This window comes from Rhodococcus wratislaviensis (assembly GCF_900455735.1).
In the GTDB taxonomy this organism is placed as follows: Bacteria; Actinomycetota; Actinomycetes; order Mycobacteriales; family Mycobacteriaceae; genus Rhodococcus_F; species Rhodococcus_F wratislaviensis.
Genome location: NZ_UAUI01000024.1, coordinates 349628 through 366143 on the forward strand (window position 1 = coordinate 349628; position 16516 = coordinate 366143).

The 16516-nt window shown below is 67.6% G+C and carries 19 protein-coding genes; 10 read left to right on the forward strand and 9 right to left on the reverse strand.

Annotated features, from left to right (window positions below; genetic code table 11):
* Positions 1 to 11: 11 nt before the first annotated feature.
* Entirely contained in the window at positions 12 to 635 is a 624-nt protein-coding gene (locus DTA22_RS27420) for a superoxide dismutase (protein WP_005248891.1), read from the reverse strand.
* 257 nt (positions 636 to 892) lie between these two features.
* Here DTA22_RS27420 and DTA22_RS27430 point away from each other — a divergent pair, with 257 nt between their 5' ends.
* Both DTA22_RS27430 and msrA read left to right on the forward strand, forming a co-directional pair.
* Complete coding sequence (locus tag DTA22_RS27430; RefSeq protein ID WP_052032925.1) at positions 893 to 2086, forward strand: acyltransferase family protein; 1194 nt, start codon at positions 893 to 895, stop codon at positions 2084 to 2086.
* Positions 2046 to 2756, forward strand: coding sequence for a peptide-methionine (S)-S-oxide reductase MsrA (gene msrA / locus DTA22_RS27435; RefSeq protein ID WP_037204971.1), 711 nt, complete (start codon positions 2046 to 2048; stop codon positions 2754 to 2756). Before DTA22_RS27430 ends, msrA begins: the two co-directional genes overlap by 41 nt.
* Positions 2757 to 2765: 9 nt before the next feature.
* On the opposite strand, the gene DTA22_RS27440 is transcribed toward msrA, so the two are convergent.
* Together DTA22_RS27440 and DTA22_RS27445 are read right to left on the reverse strand one after the other, a co-directional pair.
* The gene (locus tag DTA22_RS27440; RefSeq protein ID WP_037228292.1) at positions 2766 to 3233 is read right to left on the reverse strand and encodes an anthrone oxygenase family protein; all 468 of its coding nucleotides are present in this window, start codon (positions 3231 to 3233) and stop codon (positions 2766 to 2768) included.
* A gap of 2 nt (positions 3234 to 3235) precedes the next feature.
* Positions 3236 to 4066, reverse strand: coding sequence for a Rossmann-fold NAD(P)-binding domain-containing protein (locus DTA22_RS27445; protein WP_112301561.1), 831 nt, complete (start codon positions 4064 to 4066; stop codon positions 3236 to 3238).
* 81 nt (positions 4067 to 4147) lie between these two features.
* On the opposite strand from DTA22_RS27445, the gene DTA22_RS27450 reads away from it, so the two are divergent.
* Both DTA22_RS27450 and DTA22_RS27455 read left to right on the forward strand, forming a co-directional pair.
* Positions 4148 to 5089 carry an AraC family transcriptional regulator gene (locus DTA22_RS27450; protein ID WP_112301562.1) on the forward strand — a complete coding sequence of 314 codons (942 nt, stop codon included), beginning with the start codon at positions 4148 to 4150 and terminating at the stop codon, positions 5087 to 5089.
* Between the two features lie 108 nt (positions 5090 to 5197).
* Positions 5198 to 5791: an Rv1733c family protein gene (locus tag DTA22_RS27455; RefSeq protein ID WP_009477090.1), complete on the forward strand. Its 594-nt coding sequence runs from the start codon at positions 5198 to 5200 to the stop codon at positions 5789 to 5791.
* Positions 5792 to 5797: 6 nt separating this feature from the next.
* Here the strand turns inward: DTA22_RS27455 and DTA22_RS27460 are convergent, their stop codons facing one another.
* Entirely contained in the window at positions 5798 to 6109 is a 312-nt protein-coding gene (locus DTA22_RS27460) for a DUF3303 domain-containing protein (RefSeq protein ID WP_005248883.1), read from the reverse strand.
* 26 nt (positions 6110 to 6135) lie between these two features.
* The gene (locus DTA22_RS27465; protein WP_112301563.1) at positions 6136 to 6549 is read right to left on the reverse strand and encodes an ester cyclase; all 414 of its coding nucleotides are present in this window, start codon (positions 6547 to 6549) and stop codon (positions 6136 to 6138) included.
* A gap of 127 nt (positions 6550 to 6676) precedes the next feature.
* Here DTA22_RS27465 and DTA22_RS27470 point away from each other — a divergent pair, with 127 nt between their 5' ends.
* Positions 6677 to 7156: a RidA family protein gene (locus tag DTA22_RS27470; protein WP_112301564.1), complete on the forward strand. Its 480-nt coding sequence runs from the start codon at positions 6677 to 6679 to the stop codon at positions 7154 to 7156.
* On the opposite strand, the gene DTA22_RS27475 is transcribed toward DTA22_RS27470, so the two are convergent.
* A complete protein-coding gene (locus tag DTA22_RS27475; protein ID WP_112301565.1) occupies positions 7153 to 8082 on the reverse strand; it encodes an LLM class F420-dependent oxidoreductase in 930 nt (309 codons plus the stop codon). The genes DTA22_RS27470 and DTA22_RS27475 overlap by 4 nt on opposite strands.
* Before the next feature lie 41 nt (positions 8083 to 8123).
* On the opposite strand from DTA22_RS27475, the gene DTA22_RS27480 reads away from it, so the two are divergent.
* Positions 8124 to 8990 carry a S49 family peptidase gene (locus tag DTA22_RS27480; RefSeq protein WP_112301566.1) on the forward strand — a complete coding sequence of 289 codons (867 nt, stop codon included), beginning with the start codon at positions 8124 to 8126 and terminating at the stop codon, positions 8988 to 8990.
* On the opposite strand, the gene DTA22_RS27485 is transcribed toward DTA22_RS27480, so the two are convergent.
* Positions 8991 to 10772, reverse strand: coding sequence for a hypothetical protein (locus tag DTA22_RS27485; RefSeq protein WP_112301567.1), 1782 nt, complete (start codon positions 10770 to 10772; stop codon positions 8991 to 8993).
* A gap of 456 nt (positions 10773 to 11228) precedes the next feature.
* Between DTA22_RS27485 and DTA22_RS27495 the strand changes: the two genes are divergently transcribed.
* From DTA22_RS27495 to DTA22_RS27505, 3 genes are read left to right on the forward strand one after another with little or no spacing between them, the layout of a single operon-like run.
* Positions 11229 to 12212, forward strand: coding sequence for a DUF4328 domain-containing protein (locus DTA22_RS27495; RefSeq protein WP_037228270.1), 984 nt, complete (start codon positions 11229 to 11231; stop codon positions 12210 to 12212).
* A complete protein-coding gene (locus DTA22_RS27500) occupies positions 12209 to 12973 on the forward strand; it encodes a glycerophosphodiester phosphodiesterase (protein ID WP_112301569.1) in 765 nt (254 codons plus the stop codon). Before DTA22_RS27495 ends, DTA22_RS27500 begins: the two co-directional genes overlap by 4 nt.
* 33 nt (positions 12974 to 13006) lie before the next feature.
* Complete coding sequence (locus tag DTA22_RS27505; protein ID WP_112301570.1) at positions 13007 to 13921, forward strand: DUF5926 family protein; 915 nt, start codon at positions 13007 to 13009, stop codon at positions 13919 to 13921.
* 68 nt (positions 13922 to 13989) lie between these two features.
* Here the strand turns inward: DTA22_RS27505 and DTA22_RS27510 are convergent, their stop codons facing one another.
* Complete coding sequence (locus DTA22_RS27510; RefSeq protein ID WP_112301571.1) at positions 13990 to 14535, reverse strand: ferritin; 546 nt, start codon at positions 14533 to 14535, stop codon at positions 13990 to 13992.
* Between the two features lie 228 nt (positions 14536 to 14763).
* On the opposite strand from DTA22_RS27510, the gene DTA22_RS27515 reads away from it, so the two are divergent.
* Complete coding sequence (locus tag DTA22_RS27515) at positions 14764 to 15954, forward strand: lipase family protein (protein WP_112301572.1); 1191 nt, start codon at positions 14764 to 14766, stop codon at positions 15952 to 15954.
* 10 nt (positions 15955 to 15964) lie between these two features.
* Here the strand turns inward: DTA22_RS27515 and DTA22_RS27520 are convergent, their stop codons facing one another.
* Positions 15965 to 16516 (reverse strand): ferritin, encoded by a 552-nt coding sequence (locus DTA22_RS27520; protein ID WP_037228259.1) that lies wholly within the window; start codon positions 16514 to 16516, stop codon positions 15965 to 15967.

Genomic DNA, 16516 nt, shown 5'->3' on the forward strand with positions numbered 1-16516 from the left:
GCGAAGAGGAACTAGACGATCAGGCCCGCGGTCTGCGTGCGTGCCTTCTCGAATCGAGCGGCGACGTCCGCCCAGTTCACGATGTTCCAGAATGCCTTGACGTAGTCGCCCTTGACGTTCTGGTAGTCGAGGTAGAAGGCGTGCTCCCACATGTCGAGGAGCAGCAGCGGCGTGAGGCCGATCGGGATGTTGCCCTGCTGGTCGTACAGCTGGACGATGAGCAGGCGCTGGCCGATGGAGTCCCAGGCCAGGATGGACCAGCCGGAGCCCTGGATGGCGTTGGCGTTGGCCGAGAAGTGGTTGCGGAACGCGTCGAAGCCGCCGAACTGGTCGTCGATCGCGGCCGCGAGCTCACCGGTCGGCTTGTCGCCACCGTCGGGCGAGAGGTTGTTCCAGAAGACGGAGTGGTTGGTGTGGCCGCCCAAGTGGAAGGCGAGGTTCTTCTCGTGCAGGTTGACCACGGCGGGCAGGGTGTCCGACTCGCGGAGCTCGGCCAGCTTGTCGAGGGCCGTGTTGGCACCGGTCACGTACGCGGCGTGATGCTTGTCGTGGTGCAGTTCCATGATCTTGCCGGAGATGTGCGGCTCGAGAGCTGCGTAGTCGTACGGGAGTTCCGGCAGCGTGTAAACAGACACGAGGGTCCCTTCATCTATGGGCTGTGAGCCCTTGTGTTTCCGGGTGCCGACGACACGTGGGCACGCGTCTGACACCCGCCTTTGGCGAATCGTTCTCGGGTATATACCCAATCTCATTGGTACACCCTGCGCAACAGTTGGGGTCACCGAGCGATTCCCTCACAGGAAAGTTCGGGCACCCGAAAAAAGGCTGGCGCGGTGACACTGGATGTCGTGAGAATTCGTCCGACCGGTGAACGGAACCTTAAGCTGACGCGATGCCTTCGCTGATACCTGTTGCAGATTCGCATGCGGCCGCGCCGCGTGTGGAGCTCACGGGCGCGAACCTGCTCCGCTTCTTCGCAGTTCTGGCCGTGATTTACTCGCACATCTCGTTCTATCTGATCGACGACCTCGGAACCGGATGGTGGTTCATCGACGTCGTCTATCAAATCTTCATCGAGCGGGGCGGTCTCAACCAGCATCTGTCCTTTCTCGGGGTCGCCGTCTTCATGATGCTGACCGGGGTGTTGATCACCCGTTCGGCCATTCGTCACGAGCCCGGGCAATTTCTGGTCAACCGGCTCGGACGCATCCTGCCCGCATTCTGGGTGGCCGTTCTCGCCGCGATCGTGCTGGTACGCCTCGGCATCAACGGCATGTTCAGCGGCCAGGACGGGGTGTCGAACGTCGACGCGGCCCTGAGTTTCGTGCTCGGCGGATTCTTCCTCAAACCCGAGGTGGCGGTTCTCGGGGTCACCTGGACCCTCGCCGTCCAGATCTTCTTCTACCTCGCCTGTGTGGCCGCGCGCCCCGTTCTGCGCACCCTGCCCATCGCGATGCCGATGGCGGGTGCCGCGCTCTGCGCGCTGATCCTGCTCTACAACCTGTACGCGCCACAGCCGTACACGGTCCCGATGCTGTCGAAGATCGCCGCGACGCTGCCTGCCGTGTTCCTGGGGCAGATCATCTACCTCGGCTGGGCGCGGCTCGCGGACTGCCGGTGGATCGTCGTCGCCGGGCTGGCCCAGGTCGAGGTCATCCGCCTCGCCACCGATTTCCGGGTGTACTGGGCGGGCGATCACTACCTCTGGACGTTCGCCGTCGTCACCGCGTGCGTCGTGCTGGTGGGCCGATACGACGGGCCGGCGGCGCACTGGGCCGTCGTGCGCTGGACCGCGTCGCGCAGTTACGCGATCTACCTCGTCCACACGCTGATCCTCTACCGCGTGTACGAGCACACGGTCGGCTCGTTCGGCGAGACCGGGGCGGTGATCGCATTTCTCGTGGTGACGGCACTGGTGTCGGAGGCGCTGTACCGGTGGGTGGAGGTCCCCGCGACGGGGTGGGTGACCGCGCGCGTCGAGCGGATGCGGGCGCAGTCGGCGCTCGCCCAGGAGACCACCCCGGCACCGCGCGTAGCATCGAATCATGTCTTGGTACGACGAGCTTCTGGGTCGAGCAGCCGCTAAGTCCGTGATGGTCACCGCCGAGGATGCCCTCCCGGGACGTAGCCAGCCGATTCCCGTTCCGGCGACGCACTTCGTCAACGGTCACCCCCTGCAGCCCCCGTTCCCCGAGGGCATGCAGACCGCGGTGCTGGGCATGGGATGTTTCTGGGGCGCCGAGAAGGAGTTCTGGCAACTCGACGGCGTCTACACCACCGCGGTGGGATACGCAGGCGGCTACACCCCCAACCCCACCTACGAGGAGACGTGCTCCGGCCGCACCGGGCACACCGAGGTGGTGCTCGTGGTCTTCGATCCGAAGGTGATCTCGTACGCCGAGATCCTCAAGGAGTTCTGGGAGAACCACGACCCCACGCAGGGCATGCGGCAGGGCAACGACCAGGGAACGCAGTACCGTTCGGCCATCTACACGATCGACGAACAGCAGGTGGAAATCGCCGAGGCCACCGGTGAGGCCTTCGAGAAGAGGCTCGCCGAAGCCGGATACGGGGCGATCACCACGGAAATCGCCCCGCTCACGCAGTTCTACTACGCCGAGGACTACCACCAGCAGTACCTCGCGAAGAACCCCGGCGGTTACTGCCCCGTGCACGCCACCGGCGTCAGCTGCCCGGTCGGGCTGCTGAAGCAGGACGAGGTCCCGGCGCAGACCGACATCCTGCCGCCCTCGTAGACCCCGGTCTCACCCGCGGGTCGCGGACCACGTGAGCACCGCGGACGCCGCGATGGCGCTGACGGTGCGCACGTGGTTCCACCCGGTCCAGCCCGACACGTAGTCGCGCCAGTACGCCGCCGAGTCGGCCGCGGTGGGATCGATTGCGTCCAACGCGTTGTTGTGCGGCACGTGGTAGACGATGGTCAGGACGATCCCCACGAGATACAGCGCGCAGGCGATCACTGCGTAGACAGCCGAATCGTCGTGCCGCACCACACTGACGACCGCGAGGGCGATCGACGTCAGTGCGGTGCCGAACAACGCCGTCATGAACCAGAAGTTCGGCGCCTCGCGGTTGATCGCCTGCATCGCCGAGATGCCCTGAGCCGGCTCCAGGCGTCCGAGCCCGCTCATGATGAACGTGGAGAACGCGAACATCACGCCGCCCACCACGCCGGCGCCCACCGCCGTGACGATCGTCAGATAACGCTCCATGGTCAGACCCTCCAGACACCGGCCGCTGCTGCGGCGCGGACGTAGTCGGTGAAGTCGCGGGGCGCGCGCCCCAGTGCGCGTCCCACCCCGTCGGTGAGTGATGCGTTGCGCCCGTTCAGCACTTCGTCGAACAGATAGGTGAGCAGGCCGATCGCGTCGGACGGTACCCCCTGCCCGGCCAGCGCCGTCGAATACTCTTCCGAAGTGACTGGGGTGTACCGGATCTGGCGACCCGTTGCCTCCGAGATCTCGGCGACGGCGTCGCCGAACGACAACAACCGTGGCCCGGTCAGTTCGTACAGTTCGCCGGCGTGGCCGTCCCCGGTCAGTGCGGCGACGGCGATCTCGGCGAGATCGTCCGCGTCGACGAAGGGTTCGAGCACGCGCCCTTCGACGGGCAGTGCGAGGTCGCCGGCAAGCAGTGAGTCGAGCATGAAGCTTTCGCTGAAGTTCTGGCTGAACCAACTGGACCGGAGGATCGTCCACTCGGCTCCCGCCTTGCGGATCGCCAGTTCGCTGCGCTCGGCCTCGGTTTCGCCGCGACCGGAGAGGAGGACGAGTCGGCGGGCGCCGTTCGCGACAGCCAGGCCGGCGAACTCCTCGACGACCTCCGCAGCTCCCGGCACCGCGAGATCCGGGTAGTAGGCGATGTACACCGAGGTGATTCCCTCGAGTGCGGGCCGCCACGTGTCCCTGTTCTCCCAGTCGAACGGGGGACGGCCGGTGCGGGAACCGCCCCGAGCGGGTACTTCCGCGGTGGCGAGCCGGGCGAGGACGCGGCTGCCGACCTTGCCGGTGGCGGTGAGGACGAGTGTGTGCGGTGTCGTTGTCATGTGTTTCAGTCAAGACGGCAACACCGAGACTTTCCATCGTTGAAACGCGCTGATCCATACGCGAGCGTCTACGCTGGATGTGTGGATCCCCTCGCCGGTCTCATCAGTGGTCCCCGTGCCGCAGGCGCATTCGTGCTCCGCTCGATCATGGAATCGCCGTGGTCGCTGCAGATCGACGACCACGCGCCGCTCAGCCTTGTCGCGATGGGCCGCGGCGAAGCGTGGATCCTTCCGCACACCGGCGATCCGGTGCAGCTCACCGAGGGTGACGTCGCGATCGTGCGCGGACCCGAGCGATACGTCGTCGCCGACCATCCGGACACCCCGCCGCACGTGATCATCAACCCCGACCAGAGCTGCACGACGCTCCGCGGGGAACCGCTCGCCGAGGCGATGGACCTCGGCGTGCGCACCTGGGGAAACAGTGCGGACGGCCGCACGGTCATGCTGACGGGGACGTACCAGACCCCCGGCGAGATCAGCATGCGACTGCTGACCGCGCTCCCGGAACTCGTCGTGCAGCGCCGCGCCGACTGGGACTCGCGGCTCGTCACACTCATGCACGACGAGGTGGTGCGAGACGAACCCGGGCAGGAAGCCGTCCTCGACCGTCTGCTCGACCTGCTCCTGATCGCGGTGCTACGCGCCTGGTTCGCGCGACCGGCGGCGGAGGCGCCGTCGTGGGTGCGGGCGCAGAGCGACCCGGTGGTGGGCAAGGCGATGCGCATCCTGCAGAACAACCCCTCCCGCCAGTGGACCGTGGAGTCGCTCGCCGCGGAAACCGGCATGTCGCGGGCTGCCCTCGCACGACGGTTCACGGACCTCGTCGGCGAACCGCCCATGACTTTCCTCGCCGGCTGGCGGCTGTCCCTGGCCGCGGATCTGCTCCGCGAACCCGACGCCACGGTCGCGTCCGTGGCCCAGCGCGTGGGGTACGGGAGCGGATTCGCGCTGAGTGCGGCGTTCAAACGCGTGCGCGGAGTGAGCCCCAAGGAGCATCGTGAGATGGCGGGGAGCAGATGAGTGTATTACGGCACAGTGCCCAAAGACACACCGGATTGACTTGATCTTGTTTGCCTTGCGTACGACCCTGGATGGTAGGGAATTGTCGGCGAGAGGACCGGATCCGGAATGTGGAACAACTCTCAAGCACGGGGACTGCGTAAGCGGTCGGCCCGTCAGCGGCACAACCCGCTACTTCGGCGCTCGGACCGGATCGAGAACATGCTCACCCTCGCGGTCGTGGTGCTCGCGTTCGCGATGCTCCCGCTGGCCATCCTCGTGGGTGCCCGGACCATCGACAGTCAGCTGACGCTGGCGGAGAAGCAGGTCGCGGACTACCGCACCGTCTCCGCCACCACGCTCGCCGACTCCACCGGCGTGTCCGTCACCTCCGACGTTGCGCCGTCGGGCGTCGACACCGCCCCCGCCAAGTGGACGTGGGGCAACGAGACCCGCCACGCCGACATCACCGTCGACCCGGCCACTCCTTCGGGAACGAAGGAAGACATCTGGGTCAACGCCGACGGCAACCTCACCACCGAACCGATGTCGCCGTCGGCGGCACGAGTGGCCGGCGTGATCGCCGGGCTGTTCACCTGGTTCGCGGTGATGATGATCGCGCTGTCCGGCTTCCTCATCTGCCGCGCCTCCCTGAACCGCGCCCGCGACGCGCAGTGGGACCGCGACCTCCGCCAGTTCCTGGATTCGACCACTCGACACTGAGCCCGCTCAGCTGATCGAGCCTCTGAACTCGACCGCCTGCTGCGCAGCCTGCGTGGTGACGGCGATGTCGGCGACCGGGTAGACGTGGAACTCGAAGAAAGGTCCGAATTTCGTCGGGCCGTCCAAGACGTCGTTCGGGTCATCCGCCTCGACGAAGGCGAATCCCCCGGTTCCGTCCAGGCGACCGAGGAAGTGATGGAAGGTCGCCCCTTCCGCCGGCGTCCATCGTGCGAACACTTCCAGGCTCCGCCGCGCAGCTTCCTCGTTCTCGGCGGCGGACCCACCGTTACGCAGCGTCCAGGTAATCACGTACTTCATCGCACCCTCCCGAGGGTGTGGCGGGTTCAGCTCGCGGGGACCGCGCCGAGCTGCTGAAGGAATCCGAGCGTGTCCCACACCTGCCAGGTCTCGGCGATCTTGCCGTCGGCCAGCCGGTGGATCGAGATCGCGTCCACTCGGATCTTGTTTCCGGTCGGCGGAATCCCGTTCATCTCACCGACGTGCGTTCCCGTGCCCGTCCAGCGCACGACGACGCGGTCACCGGCCGAGAACATCTCCTCGATTGTCCAGTGCCCGTCCACTCCGTCCTGGTAGGCCGCGATCGCCGCGGCCATCCCCGCGGGACCCGGCCCACCCGGGACCTGGGGATCATGCATCTCGTGGTCGCTGCTGAACAGCTCCTCCGCTATCTCGTTCTTCCGATCGTTGTTCATCTCCTCGTAGAATCGACGCACTACCGCTTCTTCCGCAGAACCCATGACAACCTCCGGCGCACTCGAGTCACACGGCCGTTCCGGTCGTACTTCGAGCATTCCACCGGCGGAAGGGGAACGGAATGTTGCTGAGCACGCCGAATGACCCGGGCAGTCGTCGAGCGGAGTTGTGATGGGTGCGGAGTCCCGACTACGTGATCTGGGGCTGGTGCTGCCCCACGCCGTCCAATTGCCGCCGGGGATGGAGTTGCCGTTCAGCTGGGTACGCGTGCACGGCCGCAGAGTGCTGGTGTCCGGTCACGGGCCCCTCGCCGAAGACGGCACACCCGCCGGACCGTTCGGGTCCGTTCCCGCCGACGTGTCGGCCGCCGATGCCACGCACTCCGCCCGGCTCACCGCCCTCGCGGTGCTGGCGGGGGTCCGTCGCGCGGTGGGCGACCTGGACCGCATCGGTGCGTGGCTCACCGTCACGGGGTTCGTCAACGCCGAGCCGGGCTACGACCGGACGACCGCGGTGCTCAACGGGTTCTCCGAGTTAGTGCTCGACGTATTCGGCCCGGACGTCGGCGACCACGCCCGGACGGCGATCGGGGTGGCCGCGCTGCCCCTGAATCTTCCGGTCGTCGTGGCCGCCGAACTCGAGCTCGCCTAGCCCAGCTGCGGAACGACCTCGCTGGCGACCAGTTCGAGGTGGTCGAGGTCGGTGAGATCGAGGGTCTGCAGGTAGATCCGCTGCGATCCCGCCTCGGCGTAGCGGCCGATCTTGTCGACGAGCTCGGCGGGCGACCCGGCGAGTCCGTTCTCCCGCAGCTCGCGCACCTCGCGTCCGATGCTCGTGGCGCGTTTCGCGATCTCCTCCTCGGTGCGCCCGCAGCACAGGACGAGCGCGTTGGAGTACACCAGCTCCGTCGGGTCGCGGTCGATCGCCTTGCACGCGAGCCGGACCCGTTCGATCACGTCCCGCGTCTCGTCGACGGACTGGAACGGGACGTTGAACTCGTCCGCGTACTTCGCGGCCAGCGCGGGGGTCTTCTTCTTGCCGGTGCCGCCGATCAGGACGGGCGGACCCTGCGGCTGCCGCGGCTTCGGGAGTGCGGGCGAATCCTTGACCGTCAGATGCGTCCCGTCATAGGAGAACGTCTCGCCGAGCGGAGTGCGCCACAGCCCCGTGATGACGGCGAGGGACTCCTCGAGCCGTTCGAACCGCTCCTTCAGCGGCGGGAACGGGATGCCGTACGCCTGATGCTCCTCCTCGTACCAGCCGGCGCCGATACCGAGGTCGACGCGGCCACCGCTCATCTGATCGACCTGCGCCACCGAGATCGCCAGCGGTCCGGGATACCGGAACGTCGCGGACGTGACGAGGGTGCCGAGACGGATCGTGGACGTCTCCCGGGCGAGACCCGCCAGCGTGATCCACGCATCGGTGGGCCCGGGAAGCCCCTCGGTGTTCATGGCGAGGTAGTGATCCGACCGGAAGAACGCGCCGTATCCGAAACGTTCGGCGGCCTGCGCCACCGCAAGAAGATCGTCGTAGGTGGCACCCTGCTGGGGTTCGGTAAAGATTCGCAACTCCATGTGAACCACTCTGCCCGATCCGTGATCGGTACGCTGATTTCATGGCCAAGATCCCACTGAACCTGCCGAAACCGCTGGCCGACAAGCTGCCCGACGCGTTCGGAGGCTCCCGCGCCGGCGTGGTGCCGGTGGTGCGGCTGCAGGGGATGATCGCGTCCGGCGGAGCGGGTTTCGGGCGGGTGCTGAGCGCGGAATCCGTCGAGGAACCGTTGCGGCGTGCGTTCACCACGCATGGTGCGAAAGCGGTGGCGTTGCTGATCAACAGTCCCGGTGGGTCGCCTACGCAGAGCGAATACATCGCCGCCCGCATCCGTCAGCTCGCCACCGAACACGAACTGCCCGTGCTCGCGTTCTGCGAGGACGTCGTCGCGTCCGGCGGCTACTGGCTGGCCTGCGCGGCGGACGAGATCTACGCGACCGCCACGTCGGTGGTCGGCTCCGTCGGTGTCATCTCGGCGGGCTTCGGGTTCTCCGAACTGATCGACCGGCTGGGCATCGAACGGCGGCTCCACTCGGCGGGCGAGGCGAAGGCCCGCCTCGATCCGTTCTTCGCGGAGAAGTCCGAGGACGTGCAGTGGCTCGAACAGATCCAGGAAGGCATCCACGACGAATTCCGCGACTGGGTGGTCGGCCGCCGCGGGGACAAGCTGAGGGCGGAGGGGGCCGAGCTGTTCAACGGCGACGTCTGGCTGGGACGCCGCGCCGTCGAACTCGGCATCATCGACGGGATCGGCACACTGCGCGAGGTGGTGGAGAAGCGGTTCCCCGACGCCACCCTCGAGATGACCGGGCCGCGCCGCTCGTTGTTCGCGAAGCTCGGGCTGCCCGCAGCCGGCTGGGACGAGGTGGCCGCCGCGATCGTCGGGGCAGCCAGTGCCCGCGTCGCGTGGTCGCGGTACGGGCGGTAACTACTTCGGCACCACGACCCCGACCGGGCCCGCGCCGATGCACAGCGACAGGTCCGGGGTCAGGGTGCTCACCCGCACGCTCTGACCGCCACCGGTGAGCCGCACGAACACCGAGTTCGGGCCGCGGTGCACCGGCACCCGCACCGGGCTGCCGACTTCCATCGCGACGGCGATCTCACCGTCCGCGGTGGCCATGTAGTTGAGCTGCGCAGTCCACTCCCAGCCGGTCAGCGGTCCGTCGAGGGGGAGGGGCACGAAACTGCGCTGGTCCACCAGGTTCCCGCAGTCCGGGACGGGTCCGGGCTCGATCGCGCGCACCCAGGTGACCTGGGCGTCGACCACCGAACCCGCGTCGTCGATCATCCGGAGGTCGGGCGTGCTGTCGGAGAACTCGGGGCGGTCGCGCAGCGGGGCGAAGACCCGGCTCACCAGATTGTTCGGGTACGCCACCGGCAACAGGACCCAGATGGACGCGGGCTGCTGGAGGATCGGCGCGTCGTCCCGTTCGGCGAGCGACGCACGCGCGGTCGCGAGGTAGGCGGTGGTCGGGTTCTCCTCCCAGCTGCGGGTGAACGTGTACGTCGACCACAGGCTGCTCGCGACGAACGCGGCCACGGCGGTGGCGGCCACCAGCGGCCGCACCCGGACGGGGTCGGCGCGTCGTCGGGGTGCGCGGGCGATCACCGCGACGGCGATCGCGAGTATCACCGCGGTGTCCGTGAAGTAGCGCAAGGTCTGTGCGAGTTCGTAGGTGGTGTCGGCGCCCCAGCGGGTGACGACCATCGCGGTCACCGACAGCAGGAAGTACGCGGCCGTGAGTATCCATACCCAGCCGATGCGGCGCTTCAGCCGGACCGTCGTGACGACCGCCGCGACGAGGACGACCCAGCCGACCACTTCCAGTGCCGTCGACGGGGAGGCCCACGGGGGACTGGGAATCCACCGGTCCCACGTCCACGGCCCACCCACGAACGTGGGCAGCAGTCCGAGCGACGTGCCGTGGTGAAACAGTTCGAACGCCCGCGCCGCACCCGCCCATTCCCACTGCGACGCGACGGTGGAGAAGTAGAACGCCGCCCACACCGCGAGCACCGCCGCCGACGGGATCCAGAGGGCCGCGCCTCGCCGCAGCGTCGACCGCACCGGCCGCTCCCGCTCGCCGACGTGTGCGAGCAGGGCCACGGTCGCGAACGCGACGAACGGGACCACGACGGACTTCTCGAAGAACAGCAGCGACGCGATCAGCACGAGCGTGCCCGAGACCGCGTATCGCCGCCGTCCGGTGCGGCACAGCTCGAGGGCGTCGCGCGCCACCCACGCCAGTGCGATCTGCAGGGGCAGGGCATTGAGCGCCGCCGCCCACCAGGCGAACGCAGGCACGGTCAGCGGGGAGAAGAGATAGATCGCCAGCGGAACCAGCAGGACGGGGCGTGGCCCGAGAAGCGTGCGAAGTAACCGGAAAACCGCATACGACGCCACCGCCTGCAGCGCGATCATCGTCAGCATCGGCAGGATCCACTCGTACGGCGCCACCCGCGTCGCGATACCCGCCACCAGGAAAGCCCCGGGCATGAGGTGACCGTCGTGGTCGTAGAGCAGGAGGTCGGCGGAGAGCAGCGGGAGGCTTCCGCCGCGTCCGGCGAGGATCAGATCGTCCCAGTAGAAGTCGCTGTTCGCGGCCACCCACGTCCGCACGAGAAGTTGCACCACGACGAGGGCGGCGGCCACCTGGAGGACACGGGCGGGCCCGAGGTGCCACCGCGATCCGACGTCGTCCGTCATCGTTTTCCGAGATTACAGATCAGGTGGAACCAAACCGCGCCGGGCTGCGTCAGATCAAGTGTCGGGGCAATTTCGCCCGGCACAGGTGGGGGAGACGACGGCCGGTCCGGAGTTCTCGGGTCGCTTCGCGGGCGATCCGAACTGGAGGGGTAATTCCGGGCCGAGCCGTCGGTCACCGAGTCCGATTGTTCACCGAGCTGCGATGTCAAGTTCATCCACCGTTGTGGACCGTTCATTCGAAGCTGTCAACAATCACGGATTCGCATGCGCTCTGACCTGTGTATGAGCACCACTCACACTGTCCATAACTGTGTATGAACCTGTGGAAACTGTGGATAACTCGGCATTTCTCGTGGTGTAGCTCACACATTCTCCCCAAAAAGGACGATTCGGTCGTGGGCTGCCCGCATTCGCGGGTCGTGACAGAATCGGCAATGTGAAGTGGGTGCGGAGGGCATGAGCGTCGTCGTTCAGGTGTGCGCGCGATGCGCGGCTCGGTGGCCGGTCCTCGGCTCCCCGACGCAGTGGTGCCCGCGCTGCCACGGTGTGCTGCTCGCCCCCGTCCGCACCGACCAGCACCCACCACCCGCAAGCCGGGGATTCCGCTGGATCGCGCGATCCCCGCTCCGCAGGAGCGGTCTCGCGGCCGAACCGCCGACGGCCGGCCCCACCCCCCGCTACACCGAGATCCCCCGCTGGGGACTGCACGATCACGTCGAATCACCCTCCGCGCGCCGCGACTGGCCGGAACTGCTCGCCGGCAAGGCGGCCTTCTTCCTCACCCTCACCGCCGGTCTGTACGCGTTCGCCGTGATCGCCGAACTGGGCCGGTACGCCGTCCTCCTCCGCAACAGGACCCGGCTGATCGATCCCACCCTGCTCGCCGTGTCCGACATCGCGGTGTTCCTCGGCCAGGCAGGCGGGATGCTCCTCGCGCTGCTGTCGGGGATCGGCGGAGTGTGCTGGCTGCTGCGGATGCGTCGTCGTACGTTCGCCCGCGCCAAGACGTCCGACCCGCGCACCCCCACCGAGGTGATCGTCGGTTGCGCGGTGCCGGGCCTGAACCTGGTGATGCCGGGTGTGTACCTGCTCGAGGTGATTCGCCGCGACCCCCGCGCGGTCCTGCTGGTCCGAGCCTGGTGGAGCCTGTGGGTCTTCGGCGCTGTGCTCGTCGTGTTCAACTGGTTCTGGCGGTCCAGGCCGGGACTGCAGGCCATGGCGGACGGTGTCCTGCTGGCCGCGTTCACGGCGCTGGTCGCCGCCGCGACCGCGGTACTCGCACTGATGGTGCTCCGACGGCTCGAAGGCCGGACGCTGAAGGGGGCGAAGGAACCCGTCACCCGCTGGGTGATCGCCACCGGTCCGCCGCCGCAGAAGGACGCGGAGAAGTCCGCAGAGACGACGCCCGACGGCAGCGACCGGGAAGTCGTCGCGTCGTGAGCCCCGACCGGCGCGGACCGCTGGTGGTGGCGCACCGCGGCGCATCCGCGGCGATGCCCGAACACACGCTCGCCGCGTACGAGCTGGCGCTGGAAGAGGGCGCGGACGGACTCGAATGCGACGTGCGGCTCACCCGGGACGGCCACCTCGTGTGCGTCCACGACCGCACCGTCGACCGGACGTCCACCGGGACCGGCGTCGTCAGCGAGATGACCCTCGAGGAGCTGGCGGAGTTCAATTACGGCACCGAAGACGAGCCGGCCGAACTCCTCGAGCTGAGCGCGCTCATCGCCCTCGCCCTGGACTGGTCGGCGCGCCCGGTGAAACTCTTCATCGAAACCAAGCATCCCGTCCGGTTCGGCGGCCTCGTCGAGAGCAAGGTGCTCGCCGAACTGCAACGCTTCGGGATCGCCGCACCACCGTCCGCCGACCACTCCCGCGCCGTCGTGATGTCGTTCTCCGCCGGAGCGGTGTGGCGGATCCGGCGGTCCGCGCCGATGCTCCCGACCGTGTTGCTCGGCGAATCCGCCCGCTACCTCGGCGGGGGCGCCGCGACCACCGTCGGCGCCACCGCGGTCGGTCCCTCGGTGAAGACGCTGCACGAACACCCGGACATCGTCGACAAGGCCGCCGCCGCGGGACGAGCCACCTACTGCTGGACCGTCGACAACCGCAGCGACGTCGAACTGTGCCGCGAACTCGGGGTCAGCTGGGTGGCCACCAACCACCCCGGCCGCACCAAGAAGTGGCTGGCGTCCTGACCGGACCGGCGCCGGCGTGTAGGTTTTGGCGTCGTGGCAAAGAAGAGCAAGAGAAACAGTGGTCCGAAGCCCGGTAGTGCCCGCGCCGAGAAGCTCGCGCAGCGGCAGGCGGAACGGGAGAGCGCCGCAGCGGCGGTGACCCGGCCGTTCGAAGGCCTCGCCGCCGAATGCGATCTGGTGGCGCTGCGCGAGTTCGTCCCGTCGGCGACCGCCCCGCTCCCCGTCAAGGATTCGTCCCGTCCGGTGACCCTCGCGACCGTGCTGCCCGGTGCCGTCGCGGCGCTGGTCCGCGACGAAGGTGACAGTGCCACCGGGTTCGTCGGTGTGCAGGTCCAGGCGCATTCTGCGGATCTCGGCGCCGATCTGGCCGCGTCCGTCGCCTGGGTCCGTGACGCCGCGGCCGGCGAATCGCTGGCCTCCGCCAACCCCGGATCCGAGACCCCGGCACTGGCCGACGTGATCGACGCGGACGCACCGCTCGACATCACCGTGCACCAGGATTTCAACTGGTGGATCCCCGAAGGCGTGGAGCCGGCCCCCGAGGTTGCGACCACCGTGCAGCACGCGAATGCGGCGATCATGCCGTCCGCGCGAGTCGAGGCCGAGGGCGTCGTCGCGGCGTGGTGGGTCGATGCGGGCGAGAAGGCGCACATCCGCTGGGTGCGCCCGGAGGACGAGGACGATCTGATGCTGGCCCTGGCGCGCGTGCACGCGACCGGCGGTCTGCACCTCGGTGAGGGCTCGCGCTACGCCGGGTCGTTCCGGACGCACGGGCTGCTGGTCCCGGTGTTCGACCTGGACCGCGAGAAGCATGCGAACGAGTGGGCCGCTGCCACCGTCGAACTCGGTCAGCGACTGGCCGAGGCGCTCGCCGTCGACGCGCCGCTCACCACCGAGGAGCGACGCGCCCGCGACGGACTGCGTGGCCGCCAGGTCACGTTGCGATAGGCCCTTCGGGCCCGTGAGTGGTTGAGGAGTGCAGAGACTCGTCAACCACTCACGGGCGGCGGAGCCGCCTAGATGGAACCGCCGGCTGCGTGCGGTGCCCCGGACGTGTCTGCGACGCCGCTCATCTCGCGTGCGACGAACTCCTCGAGGTCGAACAGGTTGCTGCCCGCGCGGTCGGCGATGGTCAGCAGCGTCGTCATGCTCGCGACCTCCTCGACCTGCTCCTTGAGGAACCACTGCATGAACTGCTCGCCGAGGTAGTCGCCCTCCTCGCGGGCGGTGCTCGCCAACTGCACGATCTGCTCGGTGACCGTCTGCTCCTGCGTCAGGGCGAGGGCGATCGGCTCACGTGCGTTCTCGAACTGGCCCTTCGCCGCGTCGACACCCGACAGTTCCACGGAGATGTCGCGGTCGAGGAAGTACTGGACGATCATCATGGCGTGGTTGCGCTCTTCGACGGCCTGCTTGTAGAAGTGCTTGGCCAACTGCGGCAGGTCCGCATTGTCGAAATAGATGGCAGTCGCGATGTACTGGTGTGACGCGTTGAATTCGTTGCGAATCTGGTCGTGGAGCAGAGCGTGGAATTTCGTCTTGTGCGCGTCAGTCGAAGTCATGAAATGGATAATATCGCTGGTCAGGGCGGGTGTCATCCAAGTTGAACCTAATTTTGGGAAGCTTGCCCAAACTAAAGTCAACCTAATTTCGGGACCATTTTGATGTCATTTTTCTAACCTGAACTGGCGACGGATCTCCGACGGGAACGGGGCAATCGGCGTCGGCGGGGCCTCGCCCGTGTATAAAATTCACAGCGTTCTGACGGCGCGGCCCGGAGGGGCAGGCACATGTTGAGACGATCCGGTACGTGGCTAGCGTTGATCCTCGGTGCCCTTTTTCTGGGGGCGACCATTCCCGCCCCGGCGCAGGCCGAACCGCTGTATCCCTGGCCGGATCCCGACCCCTTCTATCTCGCTCCGCCGGACCTCGGGGTCCTTCGTCCCGGCGACGTCGTGCGGACGCGGCGCATCGACACCTGGATGTACGCGAATTCGGATGGGTGGCAGATCGCGTTCCGGTCGACGAACTCGACGGGACATCCGATCCTGGCCGTCACCACGGTTCTGCTTCCCCGCGGCGTCGCGAATCCACCGCTGGTGTCATATCAGGCCATCGTGAATTCGCTCGGAACCAAATGTGCTCCGTCGCGGTCGTTGTTCAACCTGGAACTGCAGGAGTCGCCGGGCCTGTATCTGGGTCTGCAACGCGGCTGGGCGGTCTCGGTGCCCGACCATCTCGGCCCGACCGGCGCATACGGTGCCGCGAAGCTCGGCGGCATGATCACCCTCGACAGTGTCCGGGCGGTGCAGCGGGTGGCCGAACTGGGGTTGTCGCACAGCCCCGTAGCACTGGCCGGGTATTCGGGTGGGGGAATGGCCAGCGCGTGGGCCGCGGCGCTGGCCCCGAGTTATGCGCCGGAGCTGAAACTCGACGCGGTGGTGGCGGGCGGGATTCCCGCGGACCTCGAGCAGATGGCCCAGGGCCTGGGATTCAATCCGCATCCGGGGTTCGGGCTCGCGTTCGCTGCCGCGATCGGCTTGGAACGCGAATACCCGGACCAGCTACCGATTTCGTCGCAGCTGAACGCGACCGGGCTGTGGCTGCGCGAGTGGATGTCGAACGAATGCCGCCGGTTCCTCCTGTTTCACGGCGCCTTCCGCAGCGCCGGACAGCTGGCCGCGTCGACCAGCCTCATGGCGAGTTCGGGCGCGCACCAGGTGTTGCGCGACAACAGTCTGCGGTACTTCGAGGGTGTCCCGACCGCGCCCCTCTACCTGTGGCACGGCACCCTGGACGGGCTGACACCGTTCGATTCGGTTGCCGAGACCGCGCACCGCTACTGCGCCGCGGGCGCCAGACTGACGTTCGTCCCGTACGAGATATCCGAGCACATGACGACGGCAGTGGTGGGCTTTCCCGACGCGTACGAATACGTGGCCGCGCGGTTCCGCGGCGAACCGGCGCCCACCCGCTGCTGACCCGAAAGGGTCAGACGCCGCCACCCGCCCTCTTCGGCGCACCCGGCCGGATCGGCGAGTTCCCGCTCATCTCGCGGGCGATGAAATCCTCGATGTCGAACAGGTTGTCGCCGGCGCGTTCGACGATCGTGAGCAGGGTGTGCATGCTCGCGACCTCCTCGACCTGTTCTTCGAGGAACCACTGGATGAACCGCTCGCCGAGGTAGTCACCGGTGTCGCGGGCCGTCCGGGCGAGCTTGGTGATCTGTTCCGTGACGACGCGTTCCCGTTCCACGGCCAGGGCGACGGGGGCGCGCACCGAATCGAAATCGGTGACCACGTCGTCGATGCCGGGGACTGTCACCCGGAGATTGTTGTCGATGAGGTACTGGATCATCATCAGCGCGTGGCCACGCTCCTCGGCGGCCTGCGAATAGAAGCGGCGAGCCAGTTGCGGGAGATCGTGCGAGTCGAAATAGACGGCCACCGCGATGTACTGCTGGGATGCGGTGAACTCGTTGCGGATCTGCTGCAGCAGCAGGGCATGGAACTCGCTGGGGGTCTTCGTCGCCGATTGAGACAT

Coding starts and splice junctions, on each gene's coding strand:
- DTA22_RS27430 (WP_052032925.1), top strand. CDS start 893: ATGCCTTCGCTGATACCTGTTGCAGATTCGCATGCGGCCGCGCCGCGT.
- msrA (WP_037204971.1), top strand. CDS start 2,046: ATGTCTTGGTACGACGAGCTTCTGGGTCGAGCAGCCGCTAAGTCCGTG.
- DTA22_RS27440 (WP_037228292.1), bottom strand. CDS start 3,233: ATGGAGCGTTATCTGACGATCGTCACGGCGGTGGGCGCCGGCGTGGTG.
- DTA22_RS27445 (WP_112301561.1), bottom strand. CDS start 4,066: ATGACAACGACACCGCACACACTCGTCCTCACCGCCACCGGCAAGGTC.
- DTA22_RS27455 (WP_009477090.1), top strand. CDS start 5,198: ATGTGGAACAACTCTCAAGCACGGGGACTGCGTAAGCGGTCGGCCCGT.
- DTA22_RS27460 (WP_005248883.1), bottom strand. CDS start 6,109: ATGAAGTACGTGATTACCTGGACGCTGCGTAACGGTGGGTCCGCCGCC.
- DTA22_RS27465 (WP_112301563.1), bottom strand. CDS start 6,549: ATGGGTTCTGCGGAAGAAGCGGTAGTGCGTCGATTCTACGAGGAGATG.
- DTA22_RS27470 (WP_112301564.1), top strand. CDS start 6,677: ATGGGTGCGGAGTCCCGACTACGTGATCTGGGGCTGGTGCTGCCCCAC.
- DTA22_RS27475 (WP_112301565.1), bottom strand. CDS start 8,082: ATGGAGTTGCGAATCTTTACCGAACCCCAGCAGGGTGCCACCTACGAC.
- DTA22_RS27480 (WP_112301566.1), top strand. CDS start 8,124: ATGGCCAAGATCCCACTGAACCTGCCGAAACCGCTGGCCGACAAGCTG.
- DTA22_RS27485 (WP_112301567.1), bottom strand. CDS start 10,772: ATGACGGACGACGTCGGATCGCGGTGGCACCTCGGGCCCGCCCGTGTC.
- DTA22_RS27495 (WP_037228270.1), top strand. CDS start 11,229: ATGAGCGTCGTCGTTCAGGTGTGCGCGCGATGCGCGGCTCGGTGGCCG.
- DTA22_RS27510 (WP_112301571.1), bottom strand. CDS start 14,535: ATGACTTCGACTGACGCGCACAAGACGAAATTCCACGCTCTGCTCCAC.
- DTA22_RS27515 (WP_112301572.1), top strand. CDS start 14,764: ATGTTGAGACGATCCGGTACGTGGCTAGCGTTGATCCTCGGTGCCCTT.
- DTA22_RS27520 (WP_037228259.1), bottom strand. CDS start 16,516: ATGTCTCAATCGGCGACGAAGACCCCCAGCGAGTTCCATGCCCTGCTG.